Annotated in this window: 16 protein-coding genes; 9 read left to right on the top strand and 7 right to left on the bottom strand. The window is 72.1% G+C overall.

Features of this window, described 5'->3' with window-relative positions:
- Positions 1–8 precede the first annotated feature (8 nt).
- The 3 genes from fabG to EJF31_RS05705 are packed head-to-tail and all read left to right on the top strand — an operon-like array spanning position 9 to position 3,272.
- The gene (gene fabG, locus EJF31_RS05715) at positions 9–758 is read left to right on the top strand and encodes a 3-oxoacyl-ACP reductase FabG (protein ID WP_185736153.1); all 750 of its coding nucleotides are present in this window, start codon (positions 9–11) and stop codon (positions 756–758) included.
- 30 nt (positions 759–788) lie between these two features.
- Positions 789–1,559: an enoyl-ACP reductase FabI gene (gene fabI / locus EJF31_RS05710; protein WP_125036156.1), complete on the top strand. Its 771-nt coding sequence runs from the start codon at positions 789–791 to the stop codon at positions 1,557–1,559.
- A gap of 27 nt (positions 1,560–1,586) precedes the next feature.
- Positions 1,587–3,272: a Mur ligase family protein gene (locus EJF31_RS05705; RefSeq protein WP_125036155.1), complete on the top strand. Its 1,686-nt coding sequence runs from the start codon at positions 1,587–1,589 to the stop codon at positions 3,270–3,272.
- A gap of 1 nt (position 3,273) precedes the next feature.
- Here the strand turns inward: EJF31_RS05705 and cphA are convergent, their stop codons facing one another.
- Together cphA and EJF31_RS05695 are read right to left on the bottom strand one after the other, a co-directional pair.
- Positions 3,274–6,048 carry a cyanophycin synthetase gene (gene cphA / locus EJF31_RS05700; protein WP_125036154.1) on the bottom strand — a complete coding sequence of 925 codons (2,775 nt, stop codon included), beginning with the start codon at positions 6,046–6,048 and terminating at the stop codon, positions 3,274–3,276.
- Entirely contained in the window at positions 6,045–7,025 is a 981-nt protein-coding gene (locus tag EJF31_RS05695; RefSeq protein WP_125036153.1) for a cyanophycinase, read from the bottom strand. Before EJF31_RS05695 ends, cphA begins: the two co-directional genes overlap by 4 nt.
- 33 nt (positions 7,026–7,058) lie before the next feature.
- Here EJF31_RS05695 and EJF31_RS05690 point away from each other — a divergent pair, with 33 nt between their 5' ends.
- Positions 7,059–7,574: a histidine phosphatase family protein gene (locus EJF31_RS05690; RefSeq protein WP_125036152.1), complete on the top strand. Its 516-nt coding sequence runs from the start codon at positions 7,059–7,061 to the stop codon at positions 7,572–7,574.
- Position 7,575: 1 nt separating this feature from the next.
- On the opposite strand, the gene serB is transcribed toward EJF31_RS05690, so the two are convergent.
- Together serB and EJF31_RS05680 are read right to left on the bottom strand one after the other, a co-directional pair.
- A complete protein-coding gene (gene serB, locus EJF31_RS05685) occupies positions 7,576–8,808 on the bottom strand; it encodes a phosphoserine phosphatase SerB (RefSeq protein WP_125036151.1) in 1,233 nt (410 codons plus the stop codon).
- 34 nt (positions 8,809–8,842) lie between these two features.
- Positions 8,843–9,577: a hypothetical protein gene (locus EJF31_RS05680; RefSeq protein WP_125036150.1), complete on the bottom strand. Its 735-nt coding sequence runs from the start codon at positions 9,575–9,577 to the stop codon at positions 8,843–8,845.
- 73 nt (positions 9,578–9,650) lie between these two features.
- On the opposite strand from EJF31_RS05680, the gene EJF31_RS05675 reads away from it, so the two are divergent.
- The 4 genes from EJF31_RS05675 to EJF31_RS05660 are packed head-to-tail and all read left to right on the top strand — an operon-like array spanning position 9,651 to position 12,859.
- Positions 9,651–10,448: an ABC transporter ATP-binding protein gene (locus EJF31_RS05675; protein WP_125036149.1), complete on the top strand. Its 798-nt coding sequence runs from the start codon at positions 9,651–9,653 to the stop codon at positions 10,446–10,448.
- A gap of 42 nt (positions 10,449–10,490) precedes the next feature.
- Positions 10,491–10,952, top strand: a complete 462-nt coding sequence (locus tag EJF31_RS05670; protein WP_125036148.1) for an NfeD family protein — start codon at positions 10,491–10,493, stop codon at positions 10,950–10,952.
- Positions 10,953–10,973: 21 nt separating this feature from the next.
- Positions 10,974–12,098, top strand: a complete 1,125-nt coding sequence (locus EJF31_RS05665; RefSeq protein ID WP_125036147.1) for an SPFH domain-containing protein — start codon at positions 10,974–10,976, stop codon at positions 12,096–12,098.
- Positions 12,095–12,859 (top strand): sulfite exporter TauE/SafE family protein, encoded by a 765-nt coding sequence (locus EJF31_RS05660; protein ID WP_125036146.1) that lies wholly within the window; start codon positions 12,095–12,097, stop codon positions 12,857–12,859. Before EJF31_RS05665 ends, EJF31_RS05660 begins: the two co-directional genes overlap by 4 nt.
- Positions 12,860–12,862: 3 nt before the next feature.
- Here EJF31_RS05660 and EJF31_RS05655 read toward each other — a convergent pair whose 3' ends face one another.
- The gene (locus EJF31_RS05655; RefSeq protein WP_125036145.1) at positions 12,863–13,423 is read right to left on the bottom strand and encodes an RDD family protein; all 561 of its coding nucleotides are present in this window, start codon (positions 13,421–13,423) and stop codon (positions 12,863–12,865) included.
- 71 nt (positions 13,424–13,494) lie between these two features.
- The gene (locus EJF31_RS21770) at positions 13,495–13,854 is read right to left on the bottom strand and encodes a DUF4267 domain-containing protein (RefSeq protein ID WP_185736152.1); all 360 of its coding nucleotides are present in this window, start codon (positions 13,852–13,854) and stop codon (positions 13,495–13,497) included.
- A gap of 24 nt (positions 13,855–13,878) precedes the next feature.
- On the opposite strand from EJF31_RS21770, the gene EJF31_RS05645 reads away from it, so the two are divergent.
- Entirely contained in the window at positions 13,879–14,538 is a 660-nt protein-coding gene (locus EJF31_RS05645; RefSeq protein ID WP_125036144.1) for a nitroreductase family protein, read from the top strand.
- Positions 14,539–14,547: 9 nt separating this feature from the next.
- Here EJF31_RS05645 and EJF31_RS05640 read toward each other — a convergent pair whose 3' ends face one another.
- Positions 14,548–15,513, bottom strand: a complete 966-nt coding sequence (locus EJF31_RS05640) for an alpha/beta hydrolase (protein WP_260430652.1) — start codon at positions 15,511–15,513, stop codon at positions 14,548–14,550.
- Between the last annotated feature and the right edge of the window lie 31 nt (positions 15,514–15,544).

The following is a 15,544-nucleotide window of genomic DNA, read 5'->3' as shown; positions in this document are numbered from 1 at the left end:
TCCTCGACGTGAGCCAGAGCACCCCGGACAACACCGACACCGTCCAGCCGGTCGCGCCGCGCTCGGTCCTCGTGACCGGCGGCAACCGCGGAATCGGTCGCGCCATCGCCGAGGCGTTCATCGCCAACGGCGACCAGGTCGCGGTCACCACGCGCAACGGCGGGGCTCCCGAGGGCGCCCTCGACGTCCGCTGCGACATCACCGATGCGGCCGCCGTCGAGGCCGCCTTCGCCGAGATCGAGGCCGCGCACGGCCCGGTCGAGGTGCTCGTCGCCAACGCCGGCATCACTGCCGACACCCTCATCCTGCGGATGTCCGAGGACGACTGGTCCTCGGTCATCGACACCAACCTGACCGGCTCCTTCCGACTGGCCAAGCGGGCCGCCAAGGGCATGCTGCGGCTCCGCCGCGGCCGGATCATCTTCATCTCCTCGGTCGTCGGCCTCCTCGGCTCGGCCGGGCAGGTCAACTACGCCGCCTCCAAGGCCGGGCTGGTCGGCATGGCCCGCTCGCTGGCCCGTGAGCTCGGCTCCCGCTCGATCACCACCAACGTGGTGGCCCCGGGCTTCATCGAGACCGACATGACGGCGGTCCTCACCGACGACCAGAAGTCCGCCATCAAGACCCAGGTGCCGCTCGGCCGCTACGGGTCGACCGCCGAGATCGCCTCCGCGGTCACCTGGCTGGCCAGCGACGGCGCGGCGTACGTCACGGGGGCCGTGATCCCCGTCGACGGCGGCCTCGGCATGGGCCACTGACCACCAACGAACACGACAGAGGGAACTGACATGGGCATTCTCGACGGCAAGCGGATCCTGGTCGCCGGCGTCACGATGGACTCCTCCATCGGGTTCGCCACGGCGAAGGTGGCGCAGGAGCAGGGCGCGACCGTGCTCATCTCCAACTTCGGCCGGGCGCTCGGCATCACCAAGCGGATCGCCAAGCGGCTGCCGACCGAGCCGCCGGTGCTCGAGCTGGACGTGACCGACCCCGAGCACCTCGACCGGCTGCCCGAGCTGGTGCGCGAGCACGTCGACGGCCTCGACGGCGTCGTGCACTCCATCGCCTACGGCAACCCCGAGACCCTGCTCGGCGGGAAGTTCCTCCAGGGTCCCTGGGACGACGTCGCCCAGGCCGTCCAGGTCTCGGCGTACTCCCTGAAGTCGCTCGCGACCGCCTGCCAGCCGCTGATGGGCAGTGGCGGTTCGGTCGTCGGCCTGACCTTCGACGCGACGGTGGCGTGGCCGGCCTACGACTGGATGGGTGTCGCCAAGGCCGCCCTCGAGTCGACCTCCCGCTACCTGGCCCGCGACCTCGGCCCGCACGGCATCCGCTGCAACCTGGTCTCGGCCGGGCCGCTCAAGACGCTCGCGGCGAAGGCGATCCCGGGCTTCGAGGAGCTCGACTCCATGTGGGCCGAGCGCTCGCCGCTCGGCTGGGACAACACCGACCAGACGCCGACGGCACGGGCCGTGTGCGCGCTGCTGTCGGACTTCTTCCCGGCGACGACGGGCGAGATCGTGCACGTCGACGGCGGCTTCCACGCGATGGGGGCCTGACCGCACCGGTCGGATAGCGTCTGGTCGGTGACTTCTCTCGTCGAGCTCCGGGTCCTCGAGGGCCCCAACCTCTACTTCCCCCGGGCCGCCATCAAGCTGACGCTGGACATCAGTGCCCTGGCGGCGGCGCCCGACGAGGTGGCGCAGCGGTTCGCCAAGCGGATCGGGCTGCGCAACGTCCGCACGGGCGCGGCGGAGTCGGGCTTCCGGCAGCGGTTCGCCGTCCGTGCGGTGGCCCGCCTGGTGCGCGCGATCGCGGCGGAGTCCGGCACGCAGCGCCTCGCCGTCCGGGTGCGCACGACCAGCGACCAGCACCAGATCGTCGTGGCCTTCCCGTGGCGACACCGTGAGCGGGCCCAGGAGATGGGCCGCGGCGTGGCGTCGGTGCTCGACGCCGTGCCCGGCACCGACATCGAGAGCGCGGTCAGCGAGGCCGCCGAGCGGGTCCGGGCCAGCGAGCCCGGCGCTCGGCCGCACACGCTGACGCCGCGTGTCCCGGTCGTCGCCGTCACGGGCACCAACGGCAAGACCACGACGTCGCGGATGATCGCGCACATCGCGCGCACCGACGGCAAGCTGGTCGGCTGGTCCAACACCGACGGCGTCTACATCGACGGCGAGCTCGTCGAGGCCGGCGACTACTCCGGTCCCTCGGGGGCCGGACGCGTGCTGGCGCACAAGGAGGTCGAGTTCGCGGTCACCGAGACCGCGCGCGGCGGCATCCTGCTCAAGGGCATCGGGCTGACCCGCAACGACGTCTCGGTGGTCACCAACGTCTCCGCCGACCACCTCGGCCTCCAGGGCATCGACACCATCGACCAGCTGGCCGAGGTGAAGTCGGTCGTCCCGCAGATCACGCGCAAGGACGGGTGGGCGGTCCTCAACGCCGACGACCCGCGCGTCTTCGCGATGCGCGGCGTCATCAAGGCCCAGCCCTGGGTCTTCTCCCGCGACCCCGACTCCCCGGCGATCCGCGAGGTGCTCTCCGCCGGCGGCCGCGCCACCACCGTCATCGACGGCTGGGTGGCGGTCCTTGCCCCGCACGGCGACGCCGACCCGCTGGTCGAGCTCGTCGACGTGCCGATGACGCTGGCCGGGCTGTCCCGCTTCAACGTCGAGAACACCCTGGCCGCGGCCTCCGCCGCCTTGGCGATCGGCATCCCGCGCGACGTGGTCGTCGAGGGGCTGCGGACCTTCCGCCCGGACGCGGAGCACAACCCGGGCCGGATGAACTTCTTCTCCGTCGGCGAGGTGTCGGTCGTGATCGACCTGGCCCACAACGAGGCCGGGCTCGAGGCGCTGCTGGAGATCATGAACGGCGTACGTCGCCCCGGCGCCCGCCTGCTGCTCGGGCTCGGGGTCGTGGGCGACCGCCAGGACGACCTCATCGAGAAGCTCGGCGAGATCGCGGCCCGGGACAGCGACGTGCTGGCCATCGGCCACAAGGAGAAGTACCTCCGCGGCCGCAGCTACGACGAGCTCGACGACCTGATGCGCGCCGGCGCCGCCCGCGTGGGGGTGACCAGCTTCGCGTCGTACCCCACCGAGGTCGCGGCCCTGTCCGCGCTGGTCGGCCAGGCGTTGCCCGGCGACGTCGTCGGCCTCATGTGCCACGCCGAGCGCGAGGAGGTCTACGCGTGGATCGCCGGTGCCGGCGGCACGCCCGACGACAACGCGACGCTCGCGGCCAAGGTGCGGGCCGCGAGCGCCTGACTCAGGAGTCCGTCGCTGCCGGCACGTAGTCGGGGTCGCCGGCCGGGGCGTCGGTGCGCTCGCCGCTGCCGGCCTGGGCGATGTTGGACCACTGCTCGAGCTCGGCCATGACCTCGCCGTGCTTGTCGACGCAGACCACGACGAGGTCGCCCTTGTTGGCGCGGCTCATCGCGTGCCGGACGGCCTCGATCTCCTCGAGGACCTCCTCGACCTGCTTGCAGCGGGCCCCCTCGGCCATGGCCGCGCGCACGCCCTCGAGCACGAACGCGGCCGTCTCGCCGCGCTTGCGCCCGCGCAGCTGGACGTCCTCGCGGACGATCACCACGTCGAAGTGCTGGGCAGCAATGTGCCCGAGCTCGCGCATGTCCTCGTCGCGCCGGTCGCCGGCGGTGGAGATGATGCCGATCCGCGACGGGCGGGCCAGGTCGTGCGACGACGACAGCGAGTCGCCGGTGCGGTCCACGAAGTCGCCGAGCATCTTCATGCCGGGCGCGTTGTGGCAGTAGTCGACGATCACGTTGACGCCGTTGACCTCGACCTCGTTGAGGCGGCCGGGCGAGAGGTAGTAGCTCGTCGAGAACGTCCGCAGGCCCTGGCGGATGTCGTGCAGCGGGGCGCCGATGGCGAAGGCGGCCGCCGCGGCGCCGAGGGCGTTCTGGACGTTCATCCGGGCGCGGCCGCTGAACGTCGAGGGGAGCAGGTGGGTCCAGGCCAGCTGCATCTCGCGGCGGCCGTGCTTGACCACGATCATCTCGCCGCGCTCGGACGGGTTGAGGACCAGCGCCTTGCCGCCGCGACGGCAGTGGGCGTCGATCATCTCGCGCACCTCCGAGCCGGGCTCCTCCATGGAGAACCACACGACCTGGCCCGAGCAGCGCCGGCGCATCTCGCGGACGAGCGGGTCGTCGGCGTTGAGGACGGCGTGGCCGTCGCGCGGCACCGCCTCGACGAGGACGGCCTTGACGTCGGCGAGCTGCTCGACGGTGTCGATCCCGCGCAGGCCGAGGTGGTCGGGCTGCACGTTGAGGACGACGGCGACGTCGTTGCGCTCGTAGCCGAGGCCCTCGCGCAGGATGCCGCCGCGGGCGACCTCGAAGACCGCGAAGTCGACGCGCGGGTTCTGCAGGACCATGCGGGCCGACCGCGGGCCGGACGCGTCGGAGCGGATCAGCAGCCGCTCGTCGATCACGACGCCGTCGGTGGAGGTCATGCCGACCTTGCGGCCCATGCCCTTGAAGATGTGGCTGATCATCCGGGACGTGGTGGTCTTGCCGTTGGTGCCGGTCACGGCCACGATCGGGATCCGCGAGGTGGCGCCCGGCGGGAAGAGCATGTCGACGACCGGCTTGGCGATGAACTGCGGCTCGCCGATGGTCGGGTGCGTGTGCATCCGGAAGCCCGGGGCCGCGTTGACCTCGCAGATCGCGCCGCCGGTCTCGCGGACCGGCTCGGTGATGTCGGGGCAGATGAAGTCGATGCCGGCGATGTCGAGGCCGACCATGCGGGCGGCCTCCTCGGCGATCTCGACGTTCTCCGGGTGCGCCTCGAAGGTGCGGTCGATGGAGATGCCGCCAGTCGACATGTTGCCGGTCAGGGCGAGCTTGACCATGGTGCCCTCGGGCACGACGGAGTCCATCTCGAAGCCCTGCTCGCGGACGAGGTCCTCCGCGGCCGCGTCGACCTTGATCCGGGTCAGCACCTTCTCGTGGCCCACGCCGCGCCGCGGGTCGGCGTTGGCGGTGTCGACGAGCTGCTCGACGGTCGAGGTGCCGTCGCCGGTGACGGAGGCCGGGACGCGCTCGGCGATCGCGGCCACCCGGCCGTCGATGATCAGGCAGCGGTAGTCCTTGCCGGTCACGAACGACTCGACGATGACGGTGCCGCGGCGCGACTGCTCCTTGGCGATGTCGAACGCCTCGCGCACGTCCTTCTCGTCGAGGAGGTTGAGGCAGACGCCCCGGCCGTGGTTGCCGTCGAGCGGCTTCACGACGACGGGGAAGCCGATCCGCTCGGCCACGCGGACGGCCTGGTCGGCGGTGCGCACCGACTCCTGCTTGGGCACGGGCAGTCCGGCGGCGCCGAGCAGGCGGGTCGTGAGGTCCTTGTCCGAGGCGATGTCGACGGCGATGGCGGACGTGGCGGAGGTCATCGTGGCGCGGATGCGCTTGGCGTGCACGCCCTGGCCGAGCTGGACGAGGGAGTACTGGTTGAGGCGGATCCACGGGATGTCGCGGGACACGGCCTCGTCGAGGATCGCCTGGGTCGAGGGGCCGAAGGCGGTGCGCTCGGCGCGCAGGATGAAGGCCTCGAGCTCGGTGTCCCAGTCGAACTCCGGGTCGGCCTCGACGAGGTGGTTGACCAGGCGTACGGCGAGCCGTGCGGCGGCCAGGCCGACCTGCTCGTCGACGTACCCGAAGATCACGTTGTAGTGGCCGGGGCGACCCTTCACCCCGCGCGTCTTGCCGCGGCGGATGTCGTGGCCGACGACCTGCTGCAGGGCGAGGGCGGCGTGCTCGGCGACGTGGCCGAGCCAGGTGCCCTCGTTCAGCCGCTCCACGAAGCCGCCGCGGCGACCGCGCGAGCAGGAGTGCTCGCGCAGGCCGGGCAGCATCTGGAGGATGTTGTCGGTGAAGCCGGGGATCGTGTTGGTGGGGAACTTCTCCAGCGAGCCCAGGTCGACCACGAGGTGGATCGCCTTGTCGTAGGACCACACGTTGGCGCCGCGGTAGACCCGGGTCTCGACGATCGCGAGGTCGGGCGTGGGACGTTCGGTCATGCGGAGGCTCCGTCCGGGTCGGTGACTGTGGTGGCCCTCTTGCGGGTGGTGCGCGCGATGCGGCGGCGCAGGTTGGTGGGGGAGACGCCGTCGGCGGCGATGTCGCGGGCCAGCTGGCGCAGGTCGCGGCCGGCCTCGGCCATCTCGGCGGCCTCGCCCGGGTCGACGGTGGGCACGTGCGGGAGGAGGGTGCGGGTCGACAGGTCGAAGCGCGAGCCCTGGGGCAGGACGTGCAGCACCACCCCGCTGGCCAGCAGGGGCGAGGAGCGCTTGGCCTCGTAGGCGTTGGTGACGATTCGGGAGGGGTCGAAGATCGCGACGGCGCCCTTGCCGACGACGCTCATGATCTCGTGGCCGTCCTCCACCTCGACGACGGCAGCGGTGTCCTCGTCGACACCGATCCCCAGGAGCTGGGGCGACTGGCTGACGATCATGAGCAACCGACCGTAGCGGTTGCGCTGGTCGAAGTGCTGGTCGATGACCGAGGACTGGAGGAGGCCGAGCCCGGCCGCGACCTGCGTCATCCGCTGCTTCGGGGTCGAGCCCGGGCCGCCGAAGGCGACCATGTGGCTGGACTGGATGCTGGCGCCGGCCGAGGTCCCGGCGATGACCGTGCCGGCCCCGTTGGCGGCCACGAGCGCGTCCGCCAGGGGGGTCCCTGAGATGATCGCGGAGAGCTTGAGCTGGTTGCCGCCGGTCATGAAGATGCCCGTCGCCTCGATGAGGCGGCGGGCGAGATCGGGGTCGTGGGAGTCCTCGCGGGTCTCGGGACGGACGGCGACCACGTCGGCCGCGCCGAGCTTGCGGAAGAGCGCGTCATAGACCTCCACGACCTCCGGTCCGAGGGAGGAGGCGGTCGGGATCACCGCGATCCGGGCGTTCTCCCCACCGGCAGCAGCGACGAAGTGCTTGAGGATCGTGGGTCGGCGCAGCTTGTCCTCCGCGCCGCCGATGATCATGAGAGGTCCCCTGGGCATGACAGGGAGGCTAGCCCCTGACAAGGTTGGCGCGTGCAGCAGCAGTCCCGCGTGGTCGTCGTCGTCCGTCATGCCAGCGCCGAGCAGGTCGGCCCCACCGATGCCGAGCGGGAGCTCGCCCCCGGGGGCCACGACGACGCCCGCGACGCGGGCCGATGGCTGGCCGCGCAGGGCGTGCAGCCGGACCACGCCTGGGTCTCGGCAGCCACCCGGACGGTGCAGACCTGGCGGTGTCTGGCCGACGCGGCCGGGTGGGGCATCGAGCCCGAGGTCGACCGCGGGCTCTACTCCGCCGGGCCGGAGACGGCACTGGACCTGATGCGCTCCACGCCTGACGAGGCGCGCACCCTCGTGGTCGTCGGGCACAACCCGACGATCGCCTACCTCGCCTCGATGCTCGACGACGGCCACGGCGACCAGGGGGCCTCGGCCCTGATGACGTCGGGCTTCCCCGCAGGCGCGGTCACGGTGTTCGCCTTCGACGGCAACTGGGGCGACCTCGACCCGGCATCCTGCCGGGTCGTCGGATTCCACGTGGGGCGCGGCTGAGCTACACCGGCGGTGCCGGGGTCACGATGCCGGCCTCGGCATCGGCGAGCTCGATCTCCTCGCGGGAGATGCCGAGGAGGTACATGATCGCGTCGAGGTAGGGCACGTTGACCGCCGTGTCGGCGGCGTCCTGCACGACCGGCTTGGCGTTGTAGGCGATCCCGAGCCCCGCGGCCGCGAGCATGTCGAGGTCGTTGGCGCCGTCGCCGATCGCGATCACCGCCTCGGGAGGTACGCCGACCTCCGCGGCGAACTCGCGCAGCGCCGCGGCCTTCCCGGCACGGTCGACGACCGGTCCGACGATCCGCCCGGTGAGCCGGCCGTCGAGGATCTCGAGCTCGTTGGCCCGGGCGTAGTGGATGCCGAGCTCCTCGGCGAGCCGGTCGGTGATCTGGCTGAAGCCGCCCGAGACGATCGCGAACCGGTAGCCCAGCCGGCGCAGGGTGCGCACCATCGTCCGGGCGCCCGGCGCGAGCAGGATGGCGTCGTACACCGCGTCGATGGCGGTGGCGTCGACACCCGCGAGCAGGGCCACGCGCGTGCGGAGCGACTCCTCGAAGTCGATCTCGCCGCGCATGGCGGCCTCGGTCACGGCGGCCACCTCGGCCTCGCAACCCGCGTGCGCCGCGAGCATCTCGATCACCTCGCCCTGGATCAGCGTGGAGTCGACGTCCATGACGATCAGTCGCATCCCGCGGCGGAGCAGGGTGGCGGGCTGGACGGCGACGTCGAGGCCCTGGCGGGCCGCCTCGACGGCCAGCACCTCGCGCAGCCGGTCGGGGTCGGCGCCGGAGACGTGCAGGTCGATCGCGGTGACGGGGTAGCGCGCCATCCGCTCGATCCGGTCGATGTTGGCGCCGCTGTCGGCGATCCGGCCGGCCACCGCCGCCATGGCCGAGGCCTTGAGCGGGGACCCGATGATCGTGACGTGCGACCGACCACCGGCGCGCGACCGGTTGTCACCGACGCCGCGGTCGACCTCGACCGTCATGTCGAGGGCCCGGGCGGTGTCCTCGACCTCGCTGCGCAACCGACGCCACTCGCGCGGCGCGGTCACGAGGACGCCGAGGATCAGCCGGCCACGCAGCACGATCTGCTCGATGTCGACCACCTCGACCCCCGCCTGCGAGAGCGTCGAGAGGATGGAGGAGGTCACGCCGGGCCGGTCCTTGCCGGTCAGCGTGATGAGCAGGGTCTCGGGCCTGGAGGCCTCGGTGCCGTACGTCGGAGTCATCGCCCGCCGAGGCTAACGCGTCGGACCGCCCGGCTCAGGACGGCGGCCACACCTCGGGCGAGCACGCGGCCACCAGCGCACGGCGCCCGGCGCGTGCCAGCGGCACCAGCGAGGCCCGCCGCGCCTCGATCTCGTGGGCGGACACCGCGCCGCCGTCGTCCTCCAGCGCCAGGTCGACGATCCCGAGCGCCTGCACACCCCGCGAGGCGAGGTCGACGCACCGGGGCGGGACGCCGGCGGGGGAGTCGAGGTGGGGGCGGTGCCGGAGGTTCATCAGCTCGTCGGCGACCTCGGGTCGCCACCGCGCCACGTCGAGCCGGGCCAGGGCGCCCGCCGACTCGAGCAGGGCCGCGCGCAGCGTGCGGTCGGCCTCGCCGACGTCCGGCAGCTGGCGTCGCTCGGCGGGCATCGCGGTCCACGTGATCGCCGCCCCGACCCGCTCGGGCACCAGCCCGACGCCGGCGCCGGACACGACCACGGCCTCCCCGACGTCGAGCGCGGCCGTGTTGAAGTCACGTGGGCCGCCCAGGCCGACGGGGTCGCCCTCGACCGGGATGGCCGCCCCGAAGGCGGTGGCGCCGAGGGCGCGCAGCCGGCCGAGCGCGACCACGAAGGTGTCGGTGCCGCCCGCGGGGTCCAGGCCGGACACCGCGTGCGTCGCGTCGTCCGCGATCACCGCGTCGATGAGCAGGTCGGTGACGACGTGCCCGCGGAGCCAGGCCGTGCCCCACCACGCGAGGCGGGCGGAGGCGGGCAGCGTGGGGCTCACGGCTCACGATGCTACGCACGACCCCGCACGTCCCTGCACGGGGCGGCGGTCGCGTCTGGATAGGGTGACGACCATGACCGCCGTGCTCGAGTTCGCCGACGTGACGGTCCAGCGGGGCGGGGCCACCCTGCTCGACGGGATCGACTGGACGGTCGAGGAGGACGAGCGCTGGGTGATCCTCGGACCCAACGGGGCCGGCAAGACCACCCTGCTGCAGCTCGCTGCGGCACAGATCCACCCGACCTCCGGGGTCGCGGGCATCCTCGAGGAGGTCCTCGGCACCGTCGACGTCTTCGAGCTCCGGCCGCGCATCGGGCTGACCAGCGCGGCCCTCGCCGAGCGGATCCCGCGGCACGAGCGCGTCCACGACGTGGTGGTCTCCGCGTCGTACGGCGTGGTCGGGCGGTGGCGCGAGCAGTACGACACCCTCGACCACGACCGTGCCACCAACCTCCTCGAGGAGGTGCGCGCCGGCCGGCTCAAGGACCGCACCTTCGGCACCCTGAGCGAGGGCGAGCGCAAGCGCGTCCAGATCGCGCGGGCCCTGATGGCCGACCCGGAGCTGCTGCTGCTCGACGAGCCCGCCGCGGGCCTGGACCTCGGCGGCCGCGAGGACCTCGTGTCGACCCTGTCGGTGCTGGCGATGGACCCCGACAGCCCGGCCACCGTGCTGGTCTCGCACCACGTCGAGGAGATCCCGCCGGGCTTCACCCACGCGCTGATGCTGCGCCAGGGCAGGGTCGTGGCGTCCGGACTGCTCGACCACGTCGTCACCGAGGCCAACCTGTCGGCCACCTTCGGGATGCCGCTGGCGCTCAGCCACGAGGACGGTCGCTGGGCCGCCCGGCGGCGCAGCCGCCACGCTGGCTGAATCCAGACCGTTCCGCGAGGTCCCAGCGGATAGGGTCGTGGCATGGAGTGGTTCCGGGATCACATGTGGGAGACCTGGGCAGCGCTGGCGGTGCTGCTGGGGCTGGCCGAGCTGTTCAGCCTCGACCTGATCCTGATCATGCTCGCGGTCGGTGCCGTCGCCGGTCTGCTGACCGCCGCGCTGTCGGCACCGGTGGTCGCGCAGATGCTCGTCGCCGCCGCGTCGGCGGTGGCGATGCTGGCGCTGGTGCGCCCCGAGCTGGTCAAGAAGCTCCACGGTGGTCCCGAGCTGCGGCTGGGCCACGGCAAGCTGGTCGGCCGGCAGGGCGTCGTCACCGAGCTGGTGACCGCGCTCGAGCCCGGCCGGATCAAGCTCGCGGGGGAGATCTGGAGTGCGGCACCGTACGACGAGACCCTCACCATCGCCCCTGGCGAGACCGTGGAGGTGCTGCAGATCCGCGGCGCCACGGCGTACGTCCATCCGATTCCCAAGCTCGAGTCCTGAGCCCACTCCAGAGGAGGTGCCATGCCCGTCATTCTCGTGCTCCTGGCGCTGGTGTTCCTGTTCCTGATCGTGATGCTCGCCAAGACGGTGCGCATCGTCCCGCAGGCTCGTGCCGGCATCGTGGAGCGCTTCGGCAAGTACAAGCAGACCCTGCCGGCCGGCCTCAACGTGGTCGTGCCGTTCGTCGACAAGGTGCGCTACCTCATCGACCTGCGTGAGCAGGTCGTGAGCTTCCCGCCGCAGCCGGTGATCACCGAGGACAACCTCGTCGTCTCGATCGACACGGTCATCTACTTCCAGGTCACCGACCCGATCGCCGCGACCTACGAGATCGCCAACTACATCCAGGCGATCGAGCAGCTGACCATGACCACGCTGCGCAACATCGTCGGTGGCATGGACCTCGAGGAGACGCTGACCAGCCGCGACCAGATCAACTCCGGCCTGCGCGGGGTCCTCGACGAGGCCACCGGCAAGTGGGGCATCCGGGTCAACCGCGTGGAGCTCAAGGGCATCGACCCGCCGCCGTCGATCAAGGACTCGATGGAGAAGCAGATGCGCGCCGACCGCGAGAAGCGCGCCGTCATCCTCACCGCCGAGGGCCAGCGGCAGGCCGCCATCCTCACGGCCGAGGGCTCCAAGCAGTCCTCGATCCTCAACGCCGAGGGTGCGCGCGAGTCGCAGATCCTGCGCGCGCAGGCCGACCGCGAGTCCTCGATCCTGCGGGCGCAGGGTGAGGGACAGGCCATCCAGACGGTCTTCCAGGCCATCCACGACGGCAACCCCGACCAGTCGCTGCTTGCCTACCAGTACCTCCAGATGATGCCCAAGATCGCCGAGGGCGGCGCCAACAAGCTCTGGATCGTGCCCAGCGAGATCGGCAAGGCGCTCGAGGGCCTCGGCTCCACCATGAGCAACCTGCAGGGCATCCCGCAGCAGGTCGAGGGCCCCAAGACGCGCGTCGACATGGGCAGCACCGACACGCCCGCGCTCGACTCCGCCGACTCCGAGCTGTCCAAGACAACCGCCGCCGTCGAGGCCGCCATCAAGGAGGCCGAGATCGCGGCCAACCCGGGCAAGGGCCGCGCTGCCGACCTGCCCGCCGGCGACGAGCCGGAGACGGGTGCGGAGCCGCCCGCCCAGTGACGCCGTACGACGCTGTCGCGATCCTGCTCGCCGGGCTCGCGGCCGGCACCATCAACACTGTGGTGGGGTCGGGAACGCTGATCACGTTCCCGACCCTGCTCGCGTTCGGCATCCCGCCGGTGACGGCCAACGTCTCCAACACGATCGGGCTGGTGCCCGGCTCGGTGTCGGGGGCCTGGGGCTACCGGCGCGAGCTCGGGGGCCAACGCTCGCGGGTCCTGCGGCTCGCGCTGGCCTCGCTCCTCGGTGGGCTCGTCGGTGGCCTGCTGCTCCTCGTGCTGCCCGACGGCGCCTTCGCCGCGATCGTGCCGGCGCTGATCCTGCTCGGGCTGGTGCTCGTCATCTTCCAGCCCCGGATCTCCGCGTGGGTCGCCCGTCGGCACGACGCCCTCGGCGGTCTGCCCGAGCACGGCGCCTGGTGGGTGTGGCCGGCCGTCGCGCTGGCCGGCGTCTACGGCGGCTACTTCGGCGCCGCCCAGGGCGTGCTGCTGATGGCAATCCTGGGCATCGGGCTCGACGAGGCGCTGCAACGGCTCAACGCCGTCAAGAACGTCCTCGCCGCGATCGTCAACGGGGTGGCGGGCCTGCTCTTCGCGCTCGTCGCCGACGTCGACTGGCGCGTCGTGGCGCTGATCGGTGTCGGCTCGGTGATCGGTGGTCAGGTCGGCGCGACCGTCGGTCGCCGCCTGCCCACCACCGTCCTGCGCGGCTTCATCGTGGTGGTGGGCGTCGTGGCGCTCGTGTCGTTCCTGCTCGGGTGAGGCTCAGACTTCCTTCACGACCCGGGTCTCGCCGGCGAAGTGGTCGTGCCACGCCTGCCGGTTGACGGTGTCGTTGTTGATGCCGACGGCGATCATGATGACCGCGACCAGCTCGGCCAGGCCGCCGAGGATCCCCAGGAACGGGATGATCCCCAGGATGCCGGCACCCATCCAGATGTTGCGGCGCAGGGCCTGCTCCATCGTCGGGTTGCCACCGCCGGGACCCTGCGTGTGCAGCTTCATCACCATCTTGCCGACGGTCTGCCCCCGGCTGGACTCCAGGTAGGTGAAGTAGCCGAGGTAGATCACGGTGCTGATGACGGCCGAGACCGCACCGGCGGCCCAGGTCGAGGCGGCGTAGAAGCCGCCACTGTCACCCATCACGGCGCCCACGATGATCGCGCTGACGATGACGCCGTTGACGATCGCGAGCAGGATCCCGTCGATGAGCCGTGCGAGGAACCGGTCGAGCAGCTCTGCCGGGCGGGTGGCCGCACGGGCTCCGGAGTAGGGGCCGGCCGCGGGGTCGAACCCCGGGGCGGGCGTGGGAGGTTGTTCGGTCATGGGGGACCTCCTCGAGGACGCGTCCCCAGTGGGCGCGTCCCTTCCCATGCTAGGGCTGGGAGGCCCCGGCGTCAGGAGGACGGACGCAGTCCCTGCAGGCCCGCCGCGACGGCGCCGATCGCCGGTGCGGTCACCCCGGCGGCCGTGACCTTCGGGACGGTGCCGTCCTGGAGGGCGAGCCAGCCCGCCGCGGCGTCGGCCGCGTCGACGGCGATCCCGGCGAGGACCAGCGCGCGGCGGGCCCTGCCGCGCGAGAGCAGCGTCAGCGCGCCGAGGGCGATCTCGCGGGAGCCGAAGAGCCGCGACATCAGCGCGAGCTGCGGGTTGGCCTCGACGTCGAGCTGGAAGAGCTTCCCGGCGAGCTGCGGGTTGCCGAGGGCGAGGGCGCCGATGGCCACGCGGCCCAGCGAGAGTCCGGTCACGGGGTTCATGGCCGGAACGCTAGCGTGCCCGTCATGGAGCTGTACGACGTGATGCGCACGACCAGCGCGGTCCGGGAGTTCACCGGCGACCCACTGCCCGACGACGTGCTCGGCCGGATCCTCGACAACGCCCGGTTCGCCCCGAGTGGCGGCAACCGGCAGGGCGCGCACCTCGTCGTGGTCCGCGACCCCGCGACCCGGGAGGCGCTCGCGGAGCTCAACAAGCCCGCGGTGCGCCGCTACATGGCGCAGAAGAAGGCGGGGGAGAGCCCGTGGAACCCCCTCTCGGCCCCGGGTCCCTCGGCCGAGGAGATCGCCGCGACCGGCGTGCCCGATTCCTTCGTGCAGCCGGTGCTGACCGCCGGGGCCGTGCTCGTCGTCTGCGTCGACCTCGGCGTCGTGGCCGCCGTCGACCAGGACCTCGACCGGGTCGGGCTGGTCTCGGGCGCCTCGGTCTACCCGCTCGTGTGGAACATCCTGCTCGCCGCGCGCAACGAGGGCTTCGGCGGCACCATCACCACGATGGCGGTGGCGGAGGAGCCGGCGGTCAAGGCGCTGCTCGGGATCCCCGACCGGTTCGCGCTGGCTGCGGTGGTGCCGCTGGGCAGGCCGGTGAAGCAGCTGACGAAGCTGTCGCGCCAGGAGGTGGGCGAGTTCGTCACCCGTGAACGGTTCGACGGCGAGGCGTTCTGATCCCGGCGGTCAGTCCACGAAGGCCGTGCGCCACCGGTCGAGGACGTCGTACGCCGCCTTGCGCACCGCCGGGAGCGACAGCACGACGTCGTGGCGGGCACCCTCGACCGCGACGTAGGTGACGTGCGGGCCGATCGCGGTCGACCAGCGGCGGATCTGGCGCACGTCGAGCACGATGTCGGTCCCGTGCACCTGCTCGTTCATCTCGTTGGGCACCGACGAGGCGCCCGACGAGAGCACCAGCACGGGGGCGGCGACGGACAGGCCGCGGTGCACCTCGGCGTGGCCGTTGCGGATGGCGCGCAACCACCCGGCGTACACGGTGAAGGACTGGAGGGGTTTCCAGTCGAGGTTGAAGTCCCACTCGCCCTCGTGCCCGCTGTGCAGCGAGCGCGTGTAGAGGCCGGTGACCGTGCGCCGGATCTCGCGCCGCGGCTGGCGGGCGCCGACCTGCTTGACGACCGGGGTGCCGAGCACGCGCAGGGCGGCGCTGCCCTGCATGTCGAGCCACGGGGAGTTGAGCACCACGCCGGTGAGCTCGGGCGGCTGCTCGTGGTCGAGCCACAGGGGCAGGATCAGCCCGCCGGTGGAGTGGGCCGAGCCGACGACGTGGTCGTGCCCGTCACGCTCGGTGATCCGGCGCCAGGCCTCGGTGAGCTCGGGGTAGTAGTCGTGCAGGTCGAGGGTGAAGTTCGGCGTCTGGTGGGGCCTGATCGAGCGGCCGTACTTGCGCAGGTCGAGCGCGTAGAAGTCGTAGCCGCGGGCGTTCCACCACTCCGCGAGCTCGGTGTGGAAGAAGTAGTCCGCGAAGCCGTGCACGTGCAGCACGGCCCGGGTGGTGGGCTCGTCGGCCGGGCGGCGGACCAGCGTCGCGACGACCGGTCCCTCGTCGTCGTCGGGGAGCTCGATCTCCTCGGCGAGGTACGGCGCCCCCAGGACGTCCTCGTCGATCCGCGGGCCGGTCGTCTCCGTCATGGCAACAGTCTGTCAACCCGCCCGCGGCGCA

The organism is Nocardioides sp. LS1 (assembly GCF_003865225.1).
In the GTDB taxonomy this organism is placed as follows: domain Bacteria; phylum Actinomycetota; class Actinomycetes; order Propionibacteriales; family Nocardioidaceae; genus Nocardioides; species Nocardioides ginsengisegetis.
Note: the sequence above shows the minus strand (reverse complement) of the source record. Positions and strands in the feature narration are given on the sequence as shown.

Coding starts and splice junctions, on each gene's coding strand:
- EJF31_RS05665 (WP_125036147.1), top strand. CDS start 10,974: ATGCCCGTCATTCTCGTGCTCCTGGCGCTGGTGTTCCTGTTCCTGATC.
- EJF31_RS05695 (WP_125036153.1), bottom strand. CDS start 7,025: ATGCCCAGGGGACCTCTCATGATCATCGGCGGCGCGGAGGACAAGCTG.
- serB (WP_125036151.1), bottom strand. CDS start 8,808: ATGACTCCGACGTACGGCACCGAGGCCTCCAGGCCCGAGACCCTGCTC.
- EJF31_RS05675 (WP_125036149.1), top strand. CDS start 9,651: ATGACCGCCGTGCTCGAGTTCGCCGACGTGACGGTCCAGCGGGGCGGG.
- EJF31_RS05640 (WP_260430652.1), bottom strand. CDS start 15,513: ATGACGGAGACGACCGGCCCGCGGATCGACGAGGACGTCCTGGGGGCG.
- fabI (WP_125036156.1), top strand. CDS start 789: ATGGGCATTCTCGACGGCAAGCGGATCCTGGTCGCCGGCGTCACGATG.
- EJF31_RS21770 (WP_185736152.1), bottom strand. CDS start 13,854: ATGAACCCCGTGACCGGACTCTCGCTGGGCCGCGTGGCCATCGGCGCC.
- EJF31_RS05645 (WP_125036144.1), top strand. CDS start 13,879: ATGGAGCTGTACGACGTGATGCGCACGACCAGCGCGGTCCGGGAGTTC.
- EJF31_RS05655 (WP_125036145.1), bottom strand. CDS start 13,423: ATGACCGAACAACCTCCCACGCCCGCCCCGGGGTTCGACCCCGCGGCC.
- cphA (WP_125036154.1), bottom strand. CDS start 6,048: ATGACCGAACGTCCCACGCCCGACCTCGCGATCGTCGAGACCCGGGTC.
- EJF31_RS05670 (WP_125036148.1), top strand. CDS start 10,491: ATGGAGTGGTTCCGGGATCACATGTGGGAGACCTGGGCAGCGCTGGCG.